The 17,314-nt window shown below is 45.8% G+C and carries 15 protein-coding genes; 2 read left to right on the forward strand and 13 right to left on the reverse strand.

Translation table 11 applies throughout. The annotated features are described in order from the left end of the window. Positions 1–8 precede the first annotated feature (8 nt). Together Q0394_RS03745 and Q0394_RS03750 are read left to right on the forward strand one after the other, a co-directional pair. The gene (locus tag Q0394_RS03745) at positions 9–104 is read left to right on the forward strand and encodes a tyrosine-protein phosphatase (protein ID WP_298945646.1); all 96 of its coding nucleotides are present in this window, start codon (positions 9–11) and stop codon (positions 102–104) included. A 341-nt stretch (positions 105–445) separates the two neighbouring features. Next, a complete protein-coding gene (locus Q0394_RS03750; RefSeq protein WP_298945611.1) occupies positions 446–1,129 on the forward strand; it encodes an SMI1/KNR4 family protein in 684 nt (227 codons plus the stop codon). 209 nt (positions 1,130–1,338) lie between these two features. Here Q0394_RS03750 and Q0394_RS03755 read toward each other — a convergent pair whose 3' ends face one another. The 13 genes from Q0394_RS03755 to Q0394_RS03815 all read right to left on the reverse strand — a co-directional run bounded on the left by Q0394_RS03755 (position 1,339) and on the right by Q0394_RS03815 (position 17,310). Next, a complete protein-coding gene (locus Q0394_RS03755; RefSeq protein WP_002947300.1) occupies positions 1,339–1,749 on the reverse strand; it encodes a Fur family transcriptional regulator in 411 nt (136 codons plus the stop codon). Positions 1,750–2,599: 850 nt separating this feature from the next. Next, on the reverse strand, positions 2,600–4,447 hold the full coding sequence (gene dxs, locus Q0394_RS03760) for a 1-deoxy-D-xylulose-5-phosphate synthase (RefSeq protein ID WP_298945647.1): 1,848 nt from the start codon (positions 4,445–4,447) through the stop codon (positions 2,600–2,602). Continuing rightward, positions 4,447–5,259 carry a flagellar assembly protein FliH gene (fliH, locus tag Q0394_RS03765; RefSeq protein ID WP_298945612.1) on the reverse strand — a complete coding sequence of 271 codons (813 nt, stop codon included), beginning with the start codon at positions 5,257–5,259 and terminating at the stop codon, positions 4,447–4,449. Before fliH ends, dxs begins: the two co-directional genes overlap by 1 nt. Further along, positions 5,256–6,287 carry a flagellar motor switch protein FliG gene (gene fliG, locus Q0394_RS03770; RefSeq protein WP_039895120.1) on the reverse strand — a complete coding sequence of 344 codons (1,032 nt, stop codon included), beginning with the start codon at positions 6,285–6,287 and terminating at the stop codon, positions 5,256–5,258. Before fliG ends, fliH begins: the two co-directional genes overlap by 4 nt. After that, positions 6,287–7,981: a flagellar basal-body MS-ring/collar protein FliF gene (fliF, locus tag Q0394_RS03775; RefSeq protein WP_298945613.1), complete on the reverse strand. Its 1,695-nt coding sequence runs from the start codon at positions 7,979–7,981 to the stop codon at positions 6,287–6,289. The genes fliG and fliF overlap by 1 nt, the downstream gene beginning before the upstream one ends. Then, the gene (gene hisC / locus Q0394_RS03780) at positions 7,982–9,082 is read right to left on the reverse strand and encodes a histidinol-phosphate transaminase (protein ID WP_298945614.1); all 1,101 of its coding nucleotides are present in this window, start codon (positions 9,080–9,082) and stop codon (positions 7,982–7,984) included. Position 9,083: 1 nt separating this feature from the next. Continuing rightward, on the reverse strand, positions 9,084–10,160 hold the full coding sequence (pheA, locus tag Q0394_RS03785) for a prephenate dehydratase (RefSeq protein ID WP_298945615.1): 1,077 nt from the start codon (positions 10,158–10,160) through the stop codon (positions 9,084–9,086). A 9-nt stretch (positions 10,161–10,169) separates the two neighbouring features. Continuing rightward, the gene (gene lysA / locus Q0394_RS03790) at positions 10,170–11,411 is read right to left on the reverse strand and encodes a diaminopimelate decarboxylase (RefSeq protein WP_298945616.1); all 1,242 of its coding nucleotides are present in this window, start codon (positions 11,409–11,411) and stop codon (positions 10,170–10,172) included. Between the two features lie 55 nt (positions 11,412–11,466). Next, positions 11,467–12,528 (reverse strand): LptF/LptG family permease, encoded by a 1,062-nt coding sequence (locus tag Q0394_RS03795; protein WP_298791148.1) that lies wholly within the window; start codon positions 12,526–12,528, stop codon positions 11,467–11,469. 331 nt (positions 12,529–12,859) lie between these two features. Next, complete coding sequence (pth, locus tag Q0394_RS03800; RefSeq protein ID WP_298945617.1) at positions 12,860–13,420, reverse strand: aminoacyl-tRNA hydrolase; 561 nt, start codon at positions 13,418–13,420, stop codon at positions 12,860–12,862. A gap of 8 nt (positions 13,421–13,428) precedes the next feature. Beyond that, a complete protein-coding gene (locus Q0394_RS03805) occupies positions 13,429–13,965 on the reverse strand; it encodes a 50S ribosomal protein L25/general stress protein Ctc (RefSeq protein WP_297968826.1) in 537 nt (178 codons plus the stop codon). Between the two features lie 58 nt (positions 13,966–14,023). Further along, positions 14,024–16,318, reverse strand: a complete 2,295-nt coding sequence (locus Q0394_RS03810; RefSeq protein WP_298945618.1) for a PilT/PilU family type 4a pilus ATPase — start codon at positions 16,316–16,318, stop codon at positions 14,024–14,026. Beyond that, entirely contained in the window at positions 16,315–17,310 is a 996-nt protein-coding gene (locus Q0394_RS03815) for a transaldolase (RefSeq protein WP_298945619.1), read from the reverse strand. The genes Q0394_RS03810 and Q0394_RS03815 overlap by 4 nt, the downstream gene beginning before the upstream one ends. Between the last annotated feature and the right edge of the window lie 4 nt (positions 17,311–17,314).

The following is a 17,314-nucleotide window of genomic DNA, read 5'->3' on the forward strand; positions in this document are numbered from 1 at the left end:
TGCGCACCATTCGCGAGCGCCAAAAGGAGGGCGCCGTGCTCGTGCACTGCTATCATGGAGCCGATCGCACGGGGATTGTGGTGGCGATGTACCGCGTAATCTGATCGGGGCTAGATGCCGCGCGTAGCGAGATGATAGACGGCGGATACGGCTTTAACTCCATGTGGCAGGATATCGCGGGCTTTTTGACGCCGCAAAACGAAGCGCTTATAAGAGCCGAGCTTGGAATTTAGACGAAATTTCGCCCGTTAGGTCAGACGGCGTGAAATTTGTATTCAACTTTTAGCGACGCTATAAACCAAATTTGATGACGGTATCACTGGTATATCCGAAGTGAGATAAATTTAAAGTAAAAAATTTTTAATAGGCCTTAAAGCAATAAAACTTAAAAATTTAGCCAAAACGCATTAAAATTCGAGCATCAAATTTAGCAAAAGGAGCGATTGTGGAAAATTTATTGTTAGCGCAGCTGCGCGAGGCGCTACCGCAGGGCATGCGCGTGCCGAGCGAGACCCAGGCGCTTTATGCGTGGATCGAAGCAAACGGCTTTTATGACGACGTTGGCGGGCGCAGACGCGGCTATCTCTACCCACAGGATCGGCTGCAGCAGAGTTGGAGCGACGATGAGCGAGAGGGCGGCACGGACATTGTCTTTTTCACGGATGATCCGAAAAATCGCGACGAGGAGTTAAGGTATTGGTTTTACGGCGAGGATCGCGAGCTTGCCGCGGAGATCAAGCAGCGGCTTTGCGTGTTCGCAGGCAGCGGCTCGGAGGGCTCGATGTGCGCGCTGTGGCTGGGTGATGCGGGTGAAACGAAGATCGTACACATGGGCTCCGGCTCAGGCTCGATGATGACCTGCATTTTGGCTCATAGTGGACTTGATTTTTTGCGGTTGATTGCGATAGGATACGATGAAATCTGCTGGGACGAGGATTTTAGTGCTCCGCCAAACAGCGAGAATGACGACTTTATCGTGCATCCAAACGTGAAATTTCAGCAGTGGGTAACACAGACGTTTAAAACGACGATCCCGCAAACCGCGCTTGAGCTCGTCACTCCCGCGCATCTAGACGACGAGAACCCGAGCGATGAGTTTTTGATCTGGGCAAATCGCGTCGCGGAGTGAGCTTTAGTATAAATTTATGGTAGGTTAAAATGCACAATGTCGCCGCTTTTAGCGCCGCCAAGCACCCGCAAGTATAACTTATTCTTGGCAAAAAGCTCACTTGCAGGATCAAAAACAGCTGCAAATTTTATTAGCATAAGCCCGAATTTAATTCATTATAAAGCTATAAACGAGAGAAAATTTAGCCCACCAAAAAGCGAGCCAAAAGCTTAATGGCGGCAGTTTTTGCAGTCTTTTACAGTTACGAGCACATTCATCTTTTCGATGAAATTTCCGAGCTTTCTCTCCAAATTTTCCTTGTACTCGCTCAGCGCCTCGCAGAAGTTATAGTCCTCGACATGCCCGCAGCTCTCGCATACGACGTGGATGTGCGGGTAGCTAAAGATATCGTAGCGCGCCTTTTGATTTGGCATATTGACCTCGACGACGAGGCCTTCGTCCTTTAGCATATTTAGGTTTTTGTACACCGTCGCGAGCGATACGGACGGGTTTTCGGCGCAGATCTCCTCATAAAGCTCGTCGATCGTTGGGTGCGTGTGGCGGTCGAGGATTTTGAGCACGCTGAGGCGCTGCGGGGTGGCTTTGAGCCCGTGATTTTTGAGAAGTTCCATATAGTTCATAGTTTTTCCTAATATTTTTTAGCTAAATATACAAAAATTTTATTTAAAACTTCTTTATAGTTGGTAATATAAATTATTATTTACTAAAATTTGTGTCGTTTATGGTCAAATTTATACTTTTTACGAGTTTAAGCGCTATACTCAAGGTAAATTTTAGACCTTTGGGCTTAAATTTGAATGCGATTTAAATTTGATGGTTTGCTCGCCGAATTTAAATAAAAATCCTACTTTTTAATGCGACATAAATTTTGTTATCGATCGTTGCAACCGAACGCCGCTTATCATCACTACCGTAAAATTTATTTTTTGTCGGTTGCGGCGATACCGCAGCGTTTTAGATACGGCTACGTTTTTCAAGCAAAGGCGTAAAAATAGTTTTCGCTAATTGCGATTTTAAATTTAAACAAGCTTCTGTGCCTTGCTGCACGGCTAAATTTACGAGCAAAAATCTACTTAAATTTTACCTTTTTGATATAATCCGCGTCAAATCAAGCACCGGCGCCAAATTTAAGCATTATAAACGGCAAAAAACGAAAGTCTGTAATGTTTTTTAGCGATTTTATCCTAGGACACAGCGAGCAAAACAAACCTTAGCACAAAAGCCTATCGCGACTCAAATTTAACCCAAAAATTCGCTCGCAAGCCAGTCCGTAAAAAAGATAAACGAAGATAAAAATAAATAAAACCGGCTTGATGCGCACAAATTTGCCTGTGCCGTTTAGGAGTGGTAAATCAAAGTAATAGCGGCGGGACCGAGTATAAAAAGGTTTGTTTCGCTCAAATTTTTCGCCTTCTCCGCCTAAATGCGCTCGCCAAAATGCATAAAACCGAAACGCAAAAAAGCTTCAGCTTAAATTTGATCTGCCTTTTGGGCTAAAATTTTCTCGCAAACGCTCGCCGCATCGATACCAAGAGCCCTCTCGACATCGGCCGTAGCGCCGTGCGGGATAAACGCGTCGTCAAACTCAAAGCTAACGATGCGCACGTCAAAAATGCGCCGCTCCTGCAAAAACGCAGCCAAAATCTCGCCTACGCCGCCTTTTTTTGCAGTATCGGAAAAGACGTACCAAATTTTATGCTTGCGCGCGAGCTCTTGCAAAAGTTCGCCGTCAAGCGGCTTAACAAACACTAGATCAACGAGGCTCGGGTCAAATTTGCCGTCCGTTTTTTCTAGTAAAATTTTGCGCGCGGCGTTTGCCTTGCCCACGGCGTTGCCGTAAGCGATAAAGGCTGCTTCGCCGCCGCCCTCGACCAAAATCTCGCCCTTGCCGAGCTTTAGCTCTCGCACCTCAAATTCGCCCTGCGCCAGCGCAAAAGCTCCGCGCGGATAGCGAAGAGCGCAAGGCCCCTCGTGAGCGTAGGCGTAATGCATCGCAAATCTAAAACTATCGGCACAGCGAGGCGCGAAAATAGTTAAATTCGGGATCAAATTTAGATAACTAACGTCAAACGCGCCCTGATGCGTCTCGCCGTCCTCGCCGACGATGCCAGCGCGGTCCATCGCAAAGACGACGTTTAGATTCATGATCGCGCAGTCGTGTACGACCTGGTCAAAAGCCCGCTGCAAAAAGGTCGAATAAATCGCGATAAATGGCTTAAAGCCCTCTTTTGCCATAGCGGCCATCGAGGCGACGGCGTGCTGCTCGGCGATCGCTACGTCCCAAAATCTATCCGGAAATCTCTCCATCAAAGCGTCTATGCCCGTGCCCGTAGGCATCGCGGCGGTAACTCCGACGATATCCTCATGCCTACAGGCGAGGTCTAGTAAATTTTCGGCAAAGAGCGCTGTGGCCGATTTGGCGGCTGATTTTTTGATAGCTTCGCCGCTTTGCAAATCAAACGGACTCACGCCGTGCCAGCTTGCTAGATGCCCCTCGGCCTTTTCGTAGCCTTTGCCTTTTAGCGTCTGAGCGTGCACGACGACGGGCTTTTTCATCCCTTTTGCGACGCTAAAAGCCTCGATGAGCGCCTTCACGTCGTGGCCGTTTACGGGACCGATGTACTCAAGCCCAAGCTCCTCGAAAAACATCCCCGGCGTAAATATCCTGATGCCCTCCTCCATCCTGCGCGCCATATACGCGGCGCCATCTGGCATATAGCTCAAAAATCTCTCGACTCGGCTTTTAAACTTCTGATACAGCGGCCCTGCCATCATCTGCGAGAGGTAGTTACTAAAGGCGCCGATTGGCTTACTGATGCTCATTTCATTGTCGTTTAGGATGATGACGCAGGGATTTTTGATATCGCCTAGCTCGTTTAGCGCCTCGTACGCGATACCCGCACTCATCGAGCCGTCACCGATGAGGGCCACGGGGATGCGATCCTCGCCCTTTAGCTTGATCGCCTTTGACGCGCCGACTGCTAGCGAGATCGAGGTGGAGCTGTGGCCGGCGATAAAGTAGTCGTATTTGCTCTCGGAGGGCTTGGTGTAGCCGCTGATACCGCCAAATTTTCTAAGCGTGTCAAATTTATCCCAGCGCCCCGTGATTAGCTTGTGCGCGTAGCTTTGGTGGCTGACGTCAAATATAAACGGATCTTTTACGGCGTCGAAAACATAATGCATCGCGACGATTAGCTCGACCGCGCCGATGTTTGAGCTCAGATGCCCGCCGTTTGCGCTGACGGTTTGTAAAATTTTATCTCGGAGCTTTCCGCAAAGCGCTTCGAGCTCCTCCATGTTCATAGATTTTACGTCTATCATTGTCCTATTATCTTTTTGATTTTTTCTAGTCTAGCTTCGATCGTGCCCTCGAGGTTGCCCGCGTCGCTAAGCACGATCGCTCCGCCCGCGCTGATGGCTTCGTCGGCGGAGATTTTGACGTTTTGACCGGAGAAATTTTCTTTGATAAACTCGTAATCTTTCGGATTTACCTTTATCTGCACCTCTTTGGCGTCTTTTATCTCGCTAAAAAGCTCCTTACAGATAGCTGCGGCGATGTTTGCCGAATTTAGAGAAATCTCTTTTTTCACGACCTCTTTTGCGATCTCGATTGCGGTAGTCGGTAGCTGCGCTTCGCTAGATGAGATGAGGCTTTCAAATTTAGCCGCCTGCTCCTCTAGCTTATTTATAGATCCCAGATATCTGCTCTCAAGCGCCTTTAGCTCCTCGTCGAATTTAGCCGCCGCCTCGTCTCTACCCTGCTTTATGCCGTCCTCTTTAGCGCGCTGGATCTCGCTCTCTAGGCGTTTAGCAAATTCGTTTTCTTGGTTTTCGATTTGCATTTGCAGCTTTATCATACTGCCGCTCATCTCGTCGGTGCGCTTCAAAAGCTCCTCGATAAAGCTTGACTCAGGCTTAAAATGCCCGCCTTGCTCTTTTGCGTCGTTTAAATTTGAGCTCTCTTGCTCGCCGTTTAAGGCTCGCTCGTTATGCTCGGTCGTGCGGCCGGATTCGCTTTCGTGGGTCGAGCGTGTATCCTCGCTTCTTTTTTCCTGACCTAAAATTTTAAACCGATAGTTTTCTACGAAGTGCTCTTTTGAGCGCTCATTTGTTATTACGCTACTTTTCATTCTATCATCTCATCGCTTTCGCCTATTTGGAACGCCCCGCTTTCCGCTAAGGCCTGAACCTGCTCTACTATGCGGCGCTGCGCCTCTTCGACGTCTTTTACGCGCACCGCTCCCAAAAACTGCATTTCTTCTTTAAACGAATCGCTGGCGCGTTGAGACATACTGGAGAGAAATTTATCTCTCAATGCGTCGCCGCTACCTTTTAGGGCAATCATAAGGTCTTTTTTATCGACGTTTTTAAGTATTTCGCGGATAGCTGCTTGATTGAGGGTGTTAATATCCTCAAAGGTAAACATAAGCTCTTTGATGGTCGTAGCGAGCTTGTCGTCGACGTCCTCGATATATTCGATCGTAGCTTTGGATGCCTTTTGGCCGAGGCGGTTTAACACCTCCGCCACGGCCCTTGGTCCGCCGACTTCGACTTTGTAGGACGTGAGGCTCTCTAGTTTGCCTTCTAGCACCGTTGAAACGCGTTTGATTATAGACGGGCTGATGTCGCCCAAATTTGCCATTCTTACGACGACCTCGCTTCTAAGCTCGTTATTAAAAAACGAAAGCGTCTCGGCTGCGCTGGTTGAGTCCATATGCGCCAAAATAAGCGCGATAGTCTGCGGATGTTCGTTAACAATAAAGTCTGCAAGCTGCTGAGGCTTGACCTTGGTAAGATAACCGAAGCTCTTTGTGTTTTCCATGCTTTTTGCGAGCTTGTCGAGTATCTTTTGCGCAGCTTCCGGACCAAAGGTGCGGTATAAAATTTCTTTCGCGTACTCTAAGCCGCCGCTTCTCATATACTGATTTGACTGCATGAGAGCGTAAAATTCCTCTAAAACCGCAGCAGCTACGCTTTTGTCGGTACTCTTTGCGGTAGCTATATAGCGCGAAATTTCGGTTATGACGTCAACCTCCATATGAGAAAAGAGCAAAGTCGTAACGTCCTCGCCTAGCTGAATAAGCAAAATAGCGACCTTTTCGGGCATCGAAAGGTCGTCGTAAATCATCTTTTGTTGTTCATTTAACTTTATTGCCATTAAAAGTCCTTACGGTTGGTAAAGTCCGAATCGTTTTTTATCATATCTTGAAGCAATACGGCTATCTCTTCGCTGCGATCTTGAACGACTAGTTTCATCTTTTCTAGTAATACATCGTAGCGCAGGTCGTCCTCATTAAAGTTATCTCCGATACCCAGCTGCTCCTCAACCTTTTTCCTAGCTGCTTGAAATTTCTCCAGCGTATCTTCGCTATCCTCGAGCTGAACCTCGTTTTCGGATAGATCGATCTCTTCTTCTTTTACGTCCTCAAGCATTTTGGTCATAAACGGCGTAATGACTTTCTTGTAGAATACATATAGTAAGATCGCTACAAAAAGATACTTTAAGATAGGTAAAAACGGCACTACGTAAAGCTCGAAAAAGGACTGAACTTTGCTAGCCGGCGTCTGTCCGTCTTGACGCTGGAACTCAAAGTTACTAACAGTAACCTCGTCACCTCTGTTTGGATCAAAGCCGATAGACTGGCGAATAAGAGCGTCTATACGTGCTAGCTGCTCTTTATCAAGCGGTACGTAGGCTATTTCGCTAGTTGGATTTCCTTTTTCGTCTTTTTTATTTTCGTATTTTCCATCCACGACGACAGCGGCGCTTAGGCGGTTTATCTTAGCAAACTGATCCTTGACGCGCTCGACTTTTTTTGAGATTTCATAGTTTGTCGTAGATGAGCTTTTTGAATACAGCTCTTTCATTTTACCGTCTTGCAGGCCTTCGACCGGACCGATATTGCTCACAGCTCCCGGCACGCCTTGCACTTCGGCTTCTTTACTACCTTGGCGTTTTTCTTCGACGTTTTGTTCGCTTCTAGCTACAGAGTTTGGATCAAAGGTCTCGCTTTGGCTATCTTTTCTAGCAAAGTCAAAGTCTATCGTTACTTTGGCTACGACCTTATCCGAGCCACCAACGATAGGCGATAGGACGTTTATGATTTTTTCTTCGAGATTGTGCTCGGCGTCGCGTTTGTAGCGGATTTGTTGCGTGATCTGATCGCTATCGTATTCGCCGTCCTCCTCGCCAAGCGGCACTCCGTCCTGGCTCACGATTTTGACTTGCTCTGGTTTTAAATTTGCCACCGCGGCCGCGACTAAATTTTTAATGCCGGTAATTTGTTTTAAATTTAAGCTCTGCCCGTCTTTTAAATTTAATACGATAGACGCACTTGGCGGCGTGGCTCGCTCGGTAAAAATCGTTTCTTTGGGTATCGCGATACGCACGATGGCTTTATTTATCGGCGCTAGACTTTCGATCGTGCGAGCTAACTCTCCCTCGAGCGCACGCTGAAATTTGACCTTTTGCTCGGCATCCGTCGCGCCGAATTCTTGTTTATCGAAAATCTCAAATCCAACCTTGCCGTCTTTTAAAATCCCAAGCGACGCGATCGAGATCCTCTCGCGGTAAACGTCCGAGTTTGGCACCAAAATCGTGCCCTCGTTTAAAATTTTATACTTTACCTTATCTTTTTCAAGTTGCTGGATTATCAGCGCAGAGTCTGCGGCGGAAGTGTTTTCAAAAAGTACGCTATAGCCGTCGTAGTTTTCGTTTGAGCTTTTGTGAATGCTCAAAAACACTAAAAAACCGACCACGAGCACGACCGAGCCCGCGGCGACTAGGCGCTGTCTTAACGAGAGGTTGTGATAGACCTGTCCGATTTGTTGAATTGCGGTTTTGAAATCCATTTACTTTAAATTTCCCCCAATTTGTTTTAAAACTACGTCGTTTTGACTAGGCAGTCCGATCGTTATGCGAACCGCGTTTAATCCGTAGCCTTTTAGATCACGTAAAATTATACCTTTTTTTAACAGATTTTGAGCAAGCTCGCTCGCGTTTTGACGCTCAAATTCAAAAACGATAAAATTTGTAAAGCTCGGCAAATGCTTTATACCATGAAGATCGGCAAATTTTTCATACTTTTTCATCTCCTCAAAGTTCGTCTCAAGCGTCATTTTTACGAATTCTTCGTCTTTTAGCGCCTCGATAGCCGCTTTTAAACTAAGCGTCGTTATGTTAAACGGCGCTCTTAGCTTACCCAGCTCGCTCATCACGCTTTCTTCGCCGATGCCGTACCCTACGCGCATGCCGCCAAGGCCATAAGCCTTAGAAAACGTGCCCAGGTATATCGCGTTTGGAAATTTAGCTATGAGTTCGCGCGGCCTTATCTCTTTTTTCGCGTCTTTAAATTTAGCAAACTCCTGATATGCGCCGTCGATAACCACGAGCGTATCGGCGTCAATCTGCTCTAAAAATTTATAAATTTCCTCGGCGTCTAGGCAGCCTCCAAGAGGATTGTTTGGTACACACAAAAATATAACGCCGATCTCGTCTTTTTTGGCCTTATAAATTTGCAAAAACTCGCCCAGGTCATGCTCTTTACTCTGAGTTTTAAAAACCTTCGCACCCGCTGCTTTAGCGTAAATTTCATACATCGCAAATGTTATGCCTGCAATCAAAATTCCCTTATTAGCGTTTGCCTTTGCGTGCACGGCAAATTCTATTATCTGATCGCTTCCCGAGCCTATTACGATAGATTTTTCGCCCACACCAAATTTACTAGCTAGCGCAGCCTTTAGCTCGAAGTAGCTGTCGTCCGGGTAGAGGTGCATTTTGTTTACTATCTCGCTGACTGCTTTTACTACCGCAGGGCTCGTGCCGTACGGGTTTTCGTTGCTGGCTAGCTTGATGACGTCTTTGGCGTCGATGCCGTATTCGCGCACGACTAGCTCGATAGGTTTGCCCGCCTCGTAGCTCACTAAATTTGCCAAATTTTCGTTAAATTTCATCTCATTCCTCCCACGCGACGTAGCTTCCAAGCCATGCAATCTCATGGCCGTAGCTTATCGCTTTTTGTATCGCTTTTTGGACGTTGTCGTCGTCGATGTGCCCCTCGAAATCTATATAAAAATTCGCCTTAAATTCGCGCTGTTTTATCGGGCGGCTCTCCAGTTTGGTGATATTTATACCCTCGTCTCTAAAGGCTAGTAGTAGCTCCACTAGCCCGCCGGGACGGTGCTCAGTCTTTGCTAAGATGGATGTTTTATTTCTTTGCGCTCGCTCGTTTTTAAAATCGCTTAAGATAAAAAATCTCGTGCGGTTTGCGGCGTTGTCCTCGATCGTCTCAAACAAGATCGGCACTCCGTAAAGCTTGGCAGCGATCTTAGAGCAGATAGCGGCCGAGTTTGGCTCGCTACTAGCTAGCTGCGCGGCCTGCGCGGTTGATTTTGCCGGGATAAACTCGACTGATGAAAGCATGTGATCGTCTAAAAATTTGCGGCATTGATTGTAGCCTTGCGGGTGCGAGTAGATGCGTTTGATATCTTTTAAATTTTCGCACTTGCTCGCAAAAATGTGATGGATATCCATGTAAATTTCAGCTACCACCTTGACGCTATCAAACCGTCCTAGGCAGTCTAGCGTCGCGCCTACCGCGCCTTCTGTGTTGTTTTCTATCGGCACGACGCCGTATTTGGCCTCTTTGTGCTTTAGTTTCGTAAAAACCGCCTCGATGCTAGCTAGCGGCAAATACGCGCTCATCGCGCCGAAACGACTCTCGGCGGCTTGGTGCGTGTAGGTGCCCTCAGGCCCCAGATAGGCGACTTTTTCAGGCATTTCGAGGTTTCTACTGACGGCAAAAATTTCAAGATAAATCGCCTCGATCGCGGCTTTATTTAAAAATGCTGAGTCTTGCCCCTCGAGGCGGTTTAGGATCGCTCTTTCGCGCTCGGGGCGGTAGATCGCGCTGCCGCTGGTTTGCTTTAGCTCGCCGATCTTTCGCACGAAATTCATGCGCTCGTTTAGGCGCCTTAGCACCTCATCGTCGATCTTATCTATCTCGCTTCTAAGGTCGTTTATGTTTTGCATTTTCGCTCCCTAGCCTAAAAATTCTCGCTCCAGCGCCACTACGTCCTCAAAACTCTCGCGGCGTCTTATCAAAAAGTCTTCGCCGCCTTTTACCGCAACCTCCGCGGTGCGCCCGCGAGTGTTATAGTTGCTACTCATCGCAAAGCCGTATGCGCCCGCTGATTTGATAACGACGAGGTCGCCCGGGTTTAGCGGCGGTAGATTTCGATCTTTTGCTAAAAAGTCGCCGCTCTCGCAGATCGGCCCGACCACGTCGCAAGGGCTAAATTTGAGCTCCCGAAGCTGCTCAGTCTTACACTCGCAAAGAGTCTTGCCGCCGCTAATAGCAAAAATTTTATGCCTAGCCTGATAAAGACTCGGGCGTATGAGGTCGTTCATCGCGCCGTCCACGACAACAAAGCGCTTGTTTTTATTAAATTTCTCGTAAAGCACGCTAGTTAGAAAATAGCCCGCGTTGCCGACGATAAAGCGTCCAGGCTCGCAAACTACCGTGACGTCCAGGCCGCTTAAATTTGCCAAAATGCCCTGTGCGTATTCGTATAGATCAGGTTCGCTCTCATCGCCGTAAACGATGCCAATACCGCCGCCGACGTCAAAAAATTTGATGTCGATTTGCGCAGCTTTTAGCTCTCTAGTCAAATTTGCCACGATCTTTGCCGCTTCGATAACGGGCTTTATGTCGGTTATTTGCGAGCCGATGTGACTGTGGATACCTACGGGTTCTAGATAAGGCGAGTTTTTGGCGTGTAGATACATTTTTTTTGCCGTTTGCAGATCCACGCCAAATTTATTTTCGTTTAGTCCGGTCGAGATGTAAGGGTGCGTCTTGGCGTCGATGTCTGGATTTACGCGGATGCTGATGCGAGCGGGCTTGCCCAGCTGTTTTGCGATATCCTCCAGGTGGTTCATCTCGGCTTCGCTTTCTAAATTTATCATCAAGATTTCATTTTCCAGCGCAAATTTAAGCTCGTCGTCACGCTTGCCTACGCCGCTTAGGATGATCTGGTAGCTTTTAGCTCCGGCTAGTAGCGCGCGCTTAACTTCGCCTACGCTCACGCAGTCAAATCCGGCTCCAAGCCCGGCTAAAAATTTCAAAACGCTTAAATTTGAGTTTGCCTTAACGGCGTAGCATACGAGAGATTTTCTAGCGTGAAACGCTTTTTTTAGCGCTTCGTAGCGGTGCGCCATGTAGTCAAAATCGTAAATGTAAAGAGGGGTGCCGTATTTTTGTGCTAAATTCGTAAAATCCATAACCGACCTTGTTTAAAAATAGTTAGATTTTACAAAAATTTTGCCTAAATCTCTCTTAACGACTCCCAAAACGCAGATAAAAAGCGTATGCGCTGAGTAAAATTATCGGCAAAAGCACGCCAATCTCGGGCGAGACGACGCCGTTTCTAGCAAACCTCATCATCACAAAAAGCGCACCCCAGACGCAAAGCGAGGCGATCGTAAAGATAAAGCTTTTTAAGGCGAGATTAAAAAATCGTCCCGTAACCGGCAAAAAATAGTAAATGATGAGCACCATAAACGGCGCAAAAAAAGGCGCAAAAGCGAGGTTATAAAGCGTAGTTTTGGTCGAATTTAACCCGACACCCTCGTCCTTAAACGCCAAAATGTAATCCACCGCATCGGGAATCGTGATCGCCGAGCTCTCCGCCGACGCGCTTTCTATAGTTTTTGGTTTAAAATTTTCAAGCGTTTTTAGCTCGCTTGGCGTTTTGATATCGAGTCCTTTTTCGCCGAGCTTAATATTTTGCGGCAAATTTACGATTTTAGCATTCTTTAAAAGCCACGCATCATCCACAAATCTCCCGCTTTCGCCAAAGGTCGCACTACGCAGATTGCTACCGTTTATGTCAAATATCCGCACGTCTTTAGCCTCGCCGCTAATAGGATTTAGGCTATCCATGTAGACAAATTTACCCTCGAATTTTAAGAAAATATCCGAGCTCGTGCGCGATAAATTCGAGAGTTTCACGATATTTCGCCCGTACTCGTAGGCGTAGGCAAAAGGCGTGAAATTTAGCCCGACGTAAATGAGCGTGATGGCAAGCGCAATGCAAAAAGGTGGCTTGATCAGGCGATTTTTATCGATACCAAGCGCATAAAAACTAACTAGCTCGTTGCTGCGAATCATACTAAATTTGCTAGTTATGAGCGCAAAAATGAGCGCAAGCGGTAAGACGTAGTTTACCGCCGTAAGCGAGGTAAGGCCAAAGTAAAGCAGTTTTAGATTCGCGCTTGCGGGCATATCTTTTAGGTTGGTTAGGATGTCGATGCCGACGTAAAAAAGCGTGAGCGCGATGAATAAAATCATGAAATATTTAAAATAAAGCCAGCCGACGTAACGCGCGTAAAGGTTCATTTATGGCCTTTTAAATCAAATTTTGCGTACGCGGGGCATCGGACAAGATCGAAGCTCTCAAAAATACTAAATTTAAACAGCTCTGTTTTTTGGGTGAAATTTAATAAAAATACGGCTCTGGATAAAAGGCGAGTCTGTGAAAAAACCGTTTTTTTCGTAAATTTTATAAATTTGCAGGTAAAGTTTTGAAGTAAATTTATAAAATTTACGGTAAGGAAAATTAGGCACAAGGCTTTAAATTTAGACTCTAAATTTAACCGATTTTTGAGCGCCTTTAAAAGCCTCAAAATTTGAGAAAATGCAAAAGTCGCAAATGCTAAATTTAACCCTCTCACAAAATGCCTTTTTTTGTTGAAAATTTTTGCGAAACGGTATCGATGTCGGTTTTTATTAGCTCATTTAGCGCGTTTTCGCAGTAGTCCAAAATTTTTTCCAGCCCCTCTTTTTCATCTGCGTTAAATTCGCCAAGCACATGGCCGGTTACCGCGCTTTCGCCTTTGTGCGCGCTTCTGCCGATACCGATACGTACGCGCTCGTAGTCTGCGCCCATTAAGGCATCGATTGATTTTAGCCCGTTATGTCCGCCGTTTCCGCCGCCTTTTTTAAATTTAACGACGCCGAAATTTAGATCAAGGTCGTCATGAATAACGATAATGCGCTCGGGTTTGTAAAAATCAGCAACGGCTTTTACGCTTCGTCCGCTTAGGTTCATAAAGGTCGTCGGTTTTAGAAAAAGTAAATTTTGAAATTTAAACAGCTCGCCTTGAAATTTAACTGAGCTTACGTCGGTAAAATTTGAGTTTTTGAGTCTATCTATCAGCATAAAGCCGACATTGTGTCTTGTTTTGGAGTACTCGGGACCGGGATTCCCCAGTCCAGCTATGAGTATCAAGGCTAGCCTTATTTAGCTTTTATTACGCCTAGAACCGCTACGCGGTCAGCATCGATCATAGTTACGCCCGCAGGAACGGCTATGTCACGCACTAGGACAGTGTTGTCTATATCAAGGCCGCTAACGTCTATGTCGAATGAATTCGGCAAATTTTCAGCCGTGCATTTTACGGCTAAGCGTCTTTTTGAGATGATCAAAACGCCTTTATTTTTTAGACCCACAGGAGTTCCGTAAGGTTTAACCGGAATCATATACTTTGAGACGACGCCTGGAAGCGCAACCTTTAAATCAACGTGTTTTAGCGCGTTTGTCACAGGGTCTTTTTGGTATTCGACTACTACGACTTTTAAGGTTTTTCCGCCTACTTTTACGTCAAACGCAAGGCTCTCTTTTTTGCGAACCTCTTTTATAAAATCGTTGATTTTAAAAGCGGCTTGCACGTTCTCTAATCCCTTGCCGTAAATGTTGGCGATTAGATAACCATCTCTTCTCAAGGCTTTTGACGCCTTTTTACCGATACTCTCTCTAACGATACCTTCTAACATCGTTTTCCTTTCTTGAAAAATAGAAGCCGATGATACCCAAATTTATATAAATTTCGCCTTACTTGATATCTTTGAGCGCAATAACTTCGCTTTGAAATTCTTTTAAAAGCTCGGCATCCTCTTCGATAGAGGCAACCATCGCTCGTTTTTTAGCAAGGTCGGCACTCTTGATTTTGATATCGAGGTTTTCCCTTCTGCTGGCGCTTTTTAGCGCTTCTTCTTTTGTTATAATTCCCGAAGCATACATATCAAGCAAATGCTGCTCAAAGGTCTGCATTCCGTAGGTATTTTTACTTTGTTCTATCGCGTCGTAAATTTCGCTATCTCTATCTTCTAAGATCATATCTCTTATTCTTATGTTTTTTACCATTATTTCGCAAGCGACGCGGCGTTTGCCGGTCGTAGTCACGACAAGGCGCTGAGATATGATAGCCTCCGCAACCGAGGCAAAGGTCATCCTTATGCGGTTTTGCTCCTCTTTAGGAAACATATTTATGACGCGGCCGATAGTTTCTTTAGCATCAAGGGTGTGAAGTGTAGCAAGCACCAAGTGTCCTGTTTCTGCTGCATTTATCGCGGTTCTAACAGTCTCTAGGTCTCTCATCTCGCCTACAAATATAACATCCGGATCCTCACGCAAAGAAGCCCTTAGCGCGTCGGCGAAACTATCTACGTCTTGGCCGATACCGCGCTGATTTATTACGCTTTTGTCGTCGTTATATATAAACTCGATCGGATCTTCGATAGTGACGATGTGGTAGTTTTTTGTGTGATTTAGGTGGTTTATCATGCTAGCTAGTGTCGTTGTTTTACCGCTACCGGTAGGTCCAGTTACTAGGATGATGCCTCTATTTACTTTATTGCAAAGCTTTTCAATAACAGGCGGCAATAAAAGCTCGGACATCGTAGGAATTTTCGTTGGGATCGTTCTAAATACTAAAGATACGCCATCCATCTGCAAAAAGACGTTTGAACGGAAACGGTAGTCGTCGTTTAATTTATATGTAAAATCCACACTCTTTTTTTTCATAAGATTGTAATAATTCGCCCCTAAAATCTCCTTTGCAAGTAGTATCGAGTTGTCGTAATCTAAAATTTTATCGCCCATCGTAAATATCTCGCCGTTAAATCTACCGCGAACTACTTTGCTGGATTTTACGTGCAAGTCGCTACCGCCAAGCTCGATAAGTTTTGTTAGATACCCATCCAGTATAACCTTCATTTCGGCTTTTTTTTCGTTCTCTTCGTCGCTCTGCGGCACCGTGGTTCTAATCGGCGTCCCGAAAGTTTCATCTTCCATACCGATGCCAAGCTCGGCTAAAAGCGCCGCCCTGTCCTTGTATTTAACCGGTCGCGCTTCAGGTTTTTTTAATGTATTTGTTTGGTTTTCTTGCTTATCATTTATAGTTTGCGCTTGCGCCGCAACTTTATTTGCGGCAGTTTGCATTTGTGCGAAATTCGGCTCTAAATTTTGCGCTTGCGATTCACGCAAATTTATGGATTCGTCGATATTTTTTTGCTCTTTATTTTGCCGATCATCTCCAAAGCCTACGTTTAAATTCGGCTGCACAGGGATTGCGTTTATCTCGTTTTTGTCGCTGGCGCCATCGTTATTGATTATGCCGATTTTATCCTCTATATCTTTATTTTCTTCATCTTGAACTATGCTAAATTCGTTTTGAAAAAAGTCTAAAATTTGATCCTTTTCGCTAGGGTGCTGTTGCATGCCGACCTCTTCTTGCGTAAATTTAATACCCAAATCATCCAAACTTACGTTATCTCCGCCAAATTTTATATCCGGCGTTTCATCGCAAATCGACTGTTCTTGCGCCGTAGCTTTCGCAGTCTCGTCAAACTCATCTTTTTTTGGCGGCATCTCGTCCAGTGCGTCTATTTCGCTCAGTGCTTCGTTGATAGCTTGGAGATTTTCGCTTAGCTCGTGTTTTTTTGCTTCCAGGTCACCGGGCTCGATAAAACCGTCAAATTTGACGGTTTCCACCGCTTCTTTGATTTTTGCGGGCTCGTCGTCTATGGGTTTGAGCGCAGGCAGGTTCTCAAAATCAAAATTTTGTCCAAATTTAAACACGGGCTCATGATCGCTCAAATTTTTATCTGCAACTTCGCCGATCTTCTGCTCATCTTTTTCAGATTTTAGCTCTATTATTTGCTCTTCTTGCGAATCTTCTTTATTTTTATCTCTTATTTTTTGTATATCGTTTTTTACCGCATTCGCTCTTAGATTTATGATGCGCTCAAGTTCGTCGTCTTGAGTGTCAAATTTAATACTAGAACCGATAGGCTCGTAGTCCATTGCATCTTCTTGCTGCGACGAAGTAAATCTCAAAGGCTTCATTTAAGCGCTTTCATTATATCTTCAAATGCCGTCACGAACTGCTTCAAGCCGTCGTTTAGCAAGTCTTTATAAACCTTCTCCATATCTATGTCGGCTCTTTTTACCACGCCGAAAAATTTCTCTATGCTGTCGTCGCTAACAGCTGTTTTTGGTTCGTTTTTGCCAGCGATAAAGGCTTTGATAGTATCAAGCGGAGCCGTATTTACCGCATTTTGATACATTAGTTCTTTTACGTAATAATCCTTTGCCAGCTCGTCGCCCTTCACGCCCGTGCTAGCAAACAGCGCGCGCGTTGTAGGCAAGTTTTTATTTTCTATGATTTTATAAATTTTAGTCGCATTCATGATGCCGATTTGGCCGGTCGGTAGCGAGTTTTCGCGCATTTTTTCATCTAGCAAGCGATCAAACCTGCTAACAAAAATACTAATCACGCTTTTTGGTAGCGGCGTTAGCGGAAATTTCTTCTCATAAGCCTTCACGCCCTCTTCAAAAGCATCCAAACATGCTACGGCTTGCTCCGGCGAGAAAATCAGCGTCGCATTTACTGCGATACCGCGCGCGGTTAATGCGCTCATAGCTTCAAAGCCCGCTTTTGTCGCAGGGATTTTGATCATGACGTTTGGCATGCCGATCTCCGCGTGCAGCCTAGCGCCCTCGTCCACCGTAGCTGCGGCGTTATCGCAAAAGCTAGGATCGACCTCGATGCTAACAAACCCGTCGTCGCCGTTTGCGTAGTGCCTCAAAAGCTTGGTCGCGGCTATCTTGATATCTTGCACCGCGAGCGCCTCGTAAAGAGCCTTTGGATATTTTTTGCCCATTTGGCCGATGACGTCTTTGTAGGAGTCCGATAAAAACGCGGCTTTAAAGATGGACGGGTTTGAGGTCACGCCGTTAATAGCGCCTATTTGTAGTAAATTTTTAAACTCGTCTTGCAAAAAGTCGCGCTCGATAAAGTCACACCACAATGAAAAATTTATATCGTTATTAAACATTTTT

The sequence above is a fragment of the uncultured Campylobacter sp. genome, assembly GCF_938039205.1.
In the GTDB taxonomy this organism is placed as follows: domain Bacteria; phylum Campylobacterota; class Campylobacteria; order Campylobacterales; family Campylobacteraceae; genus Campylobacter_A.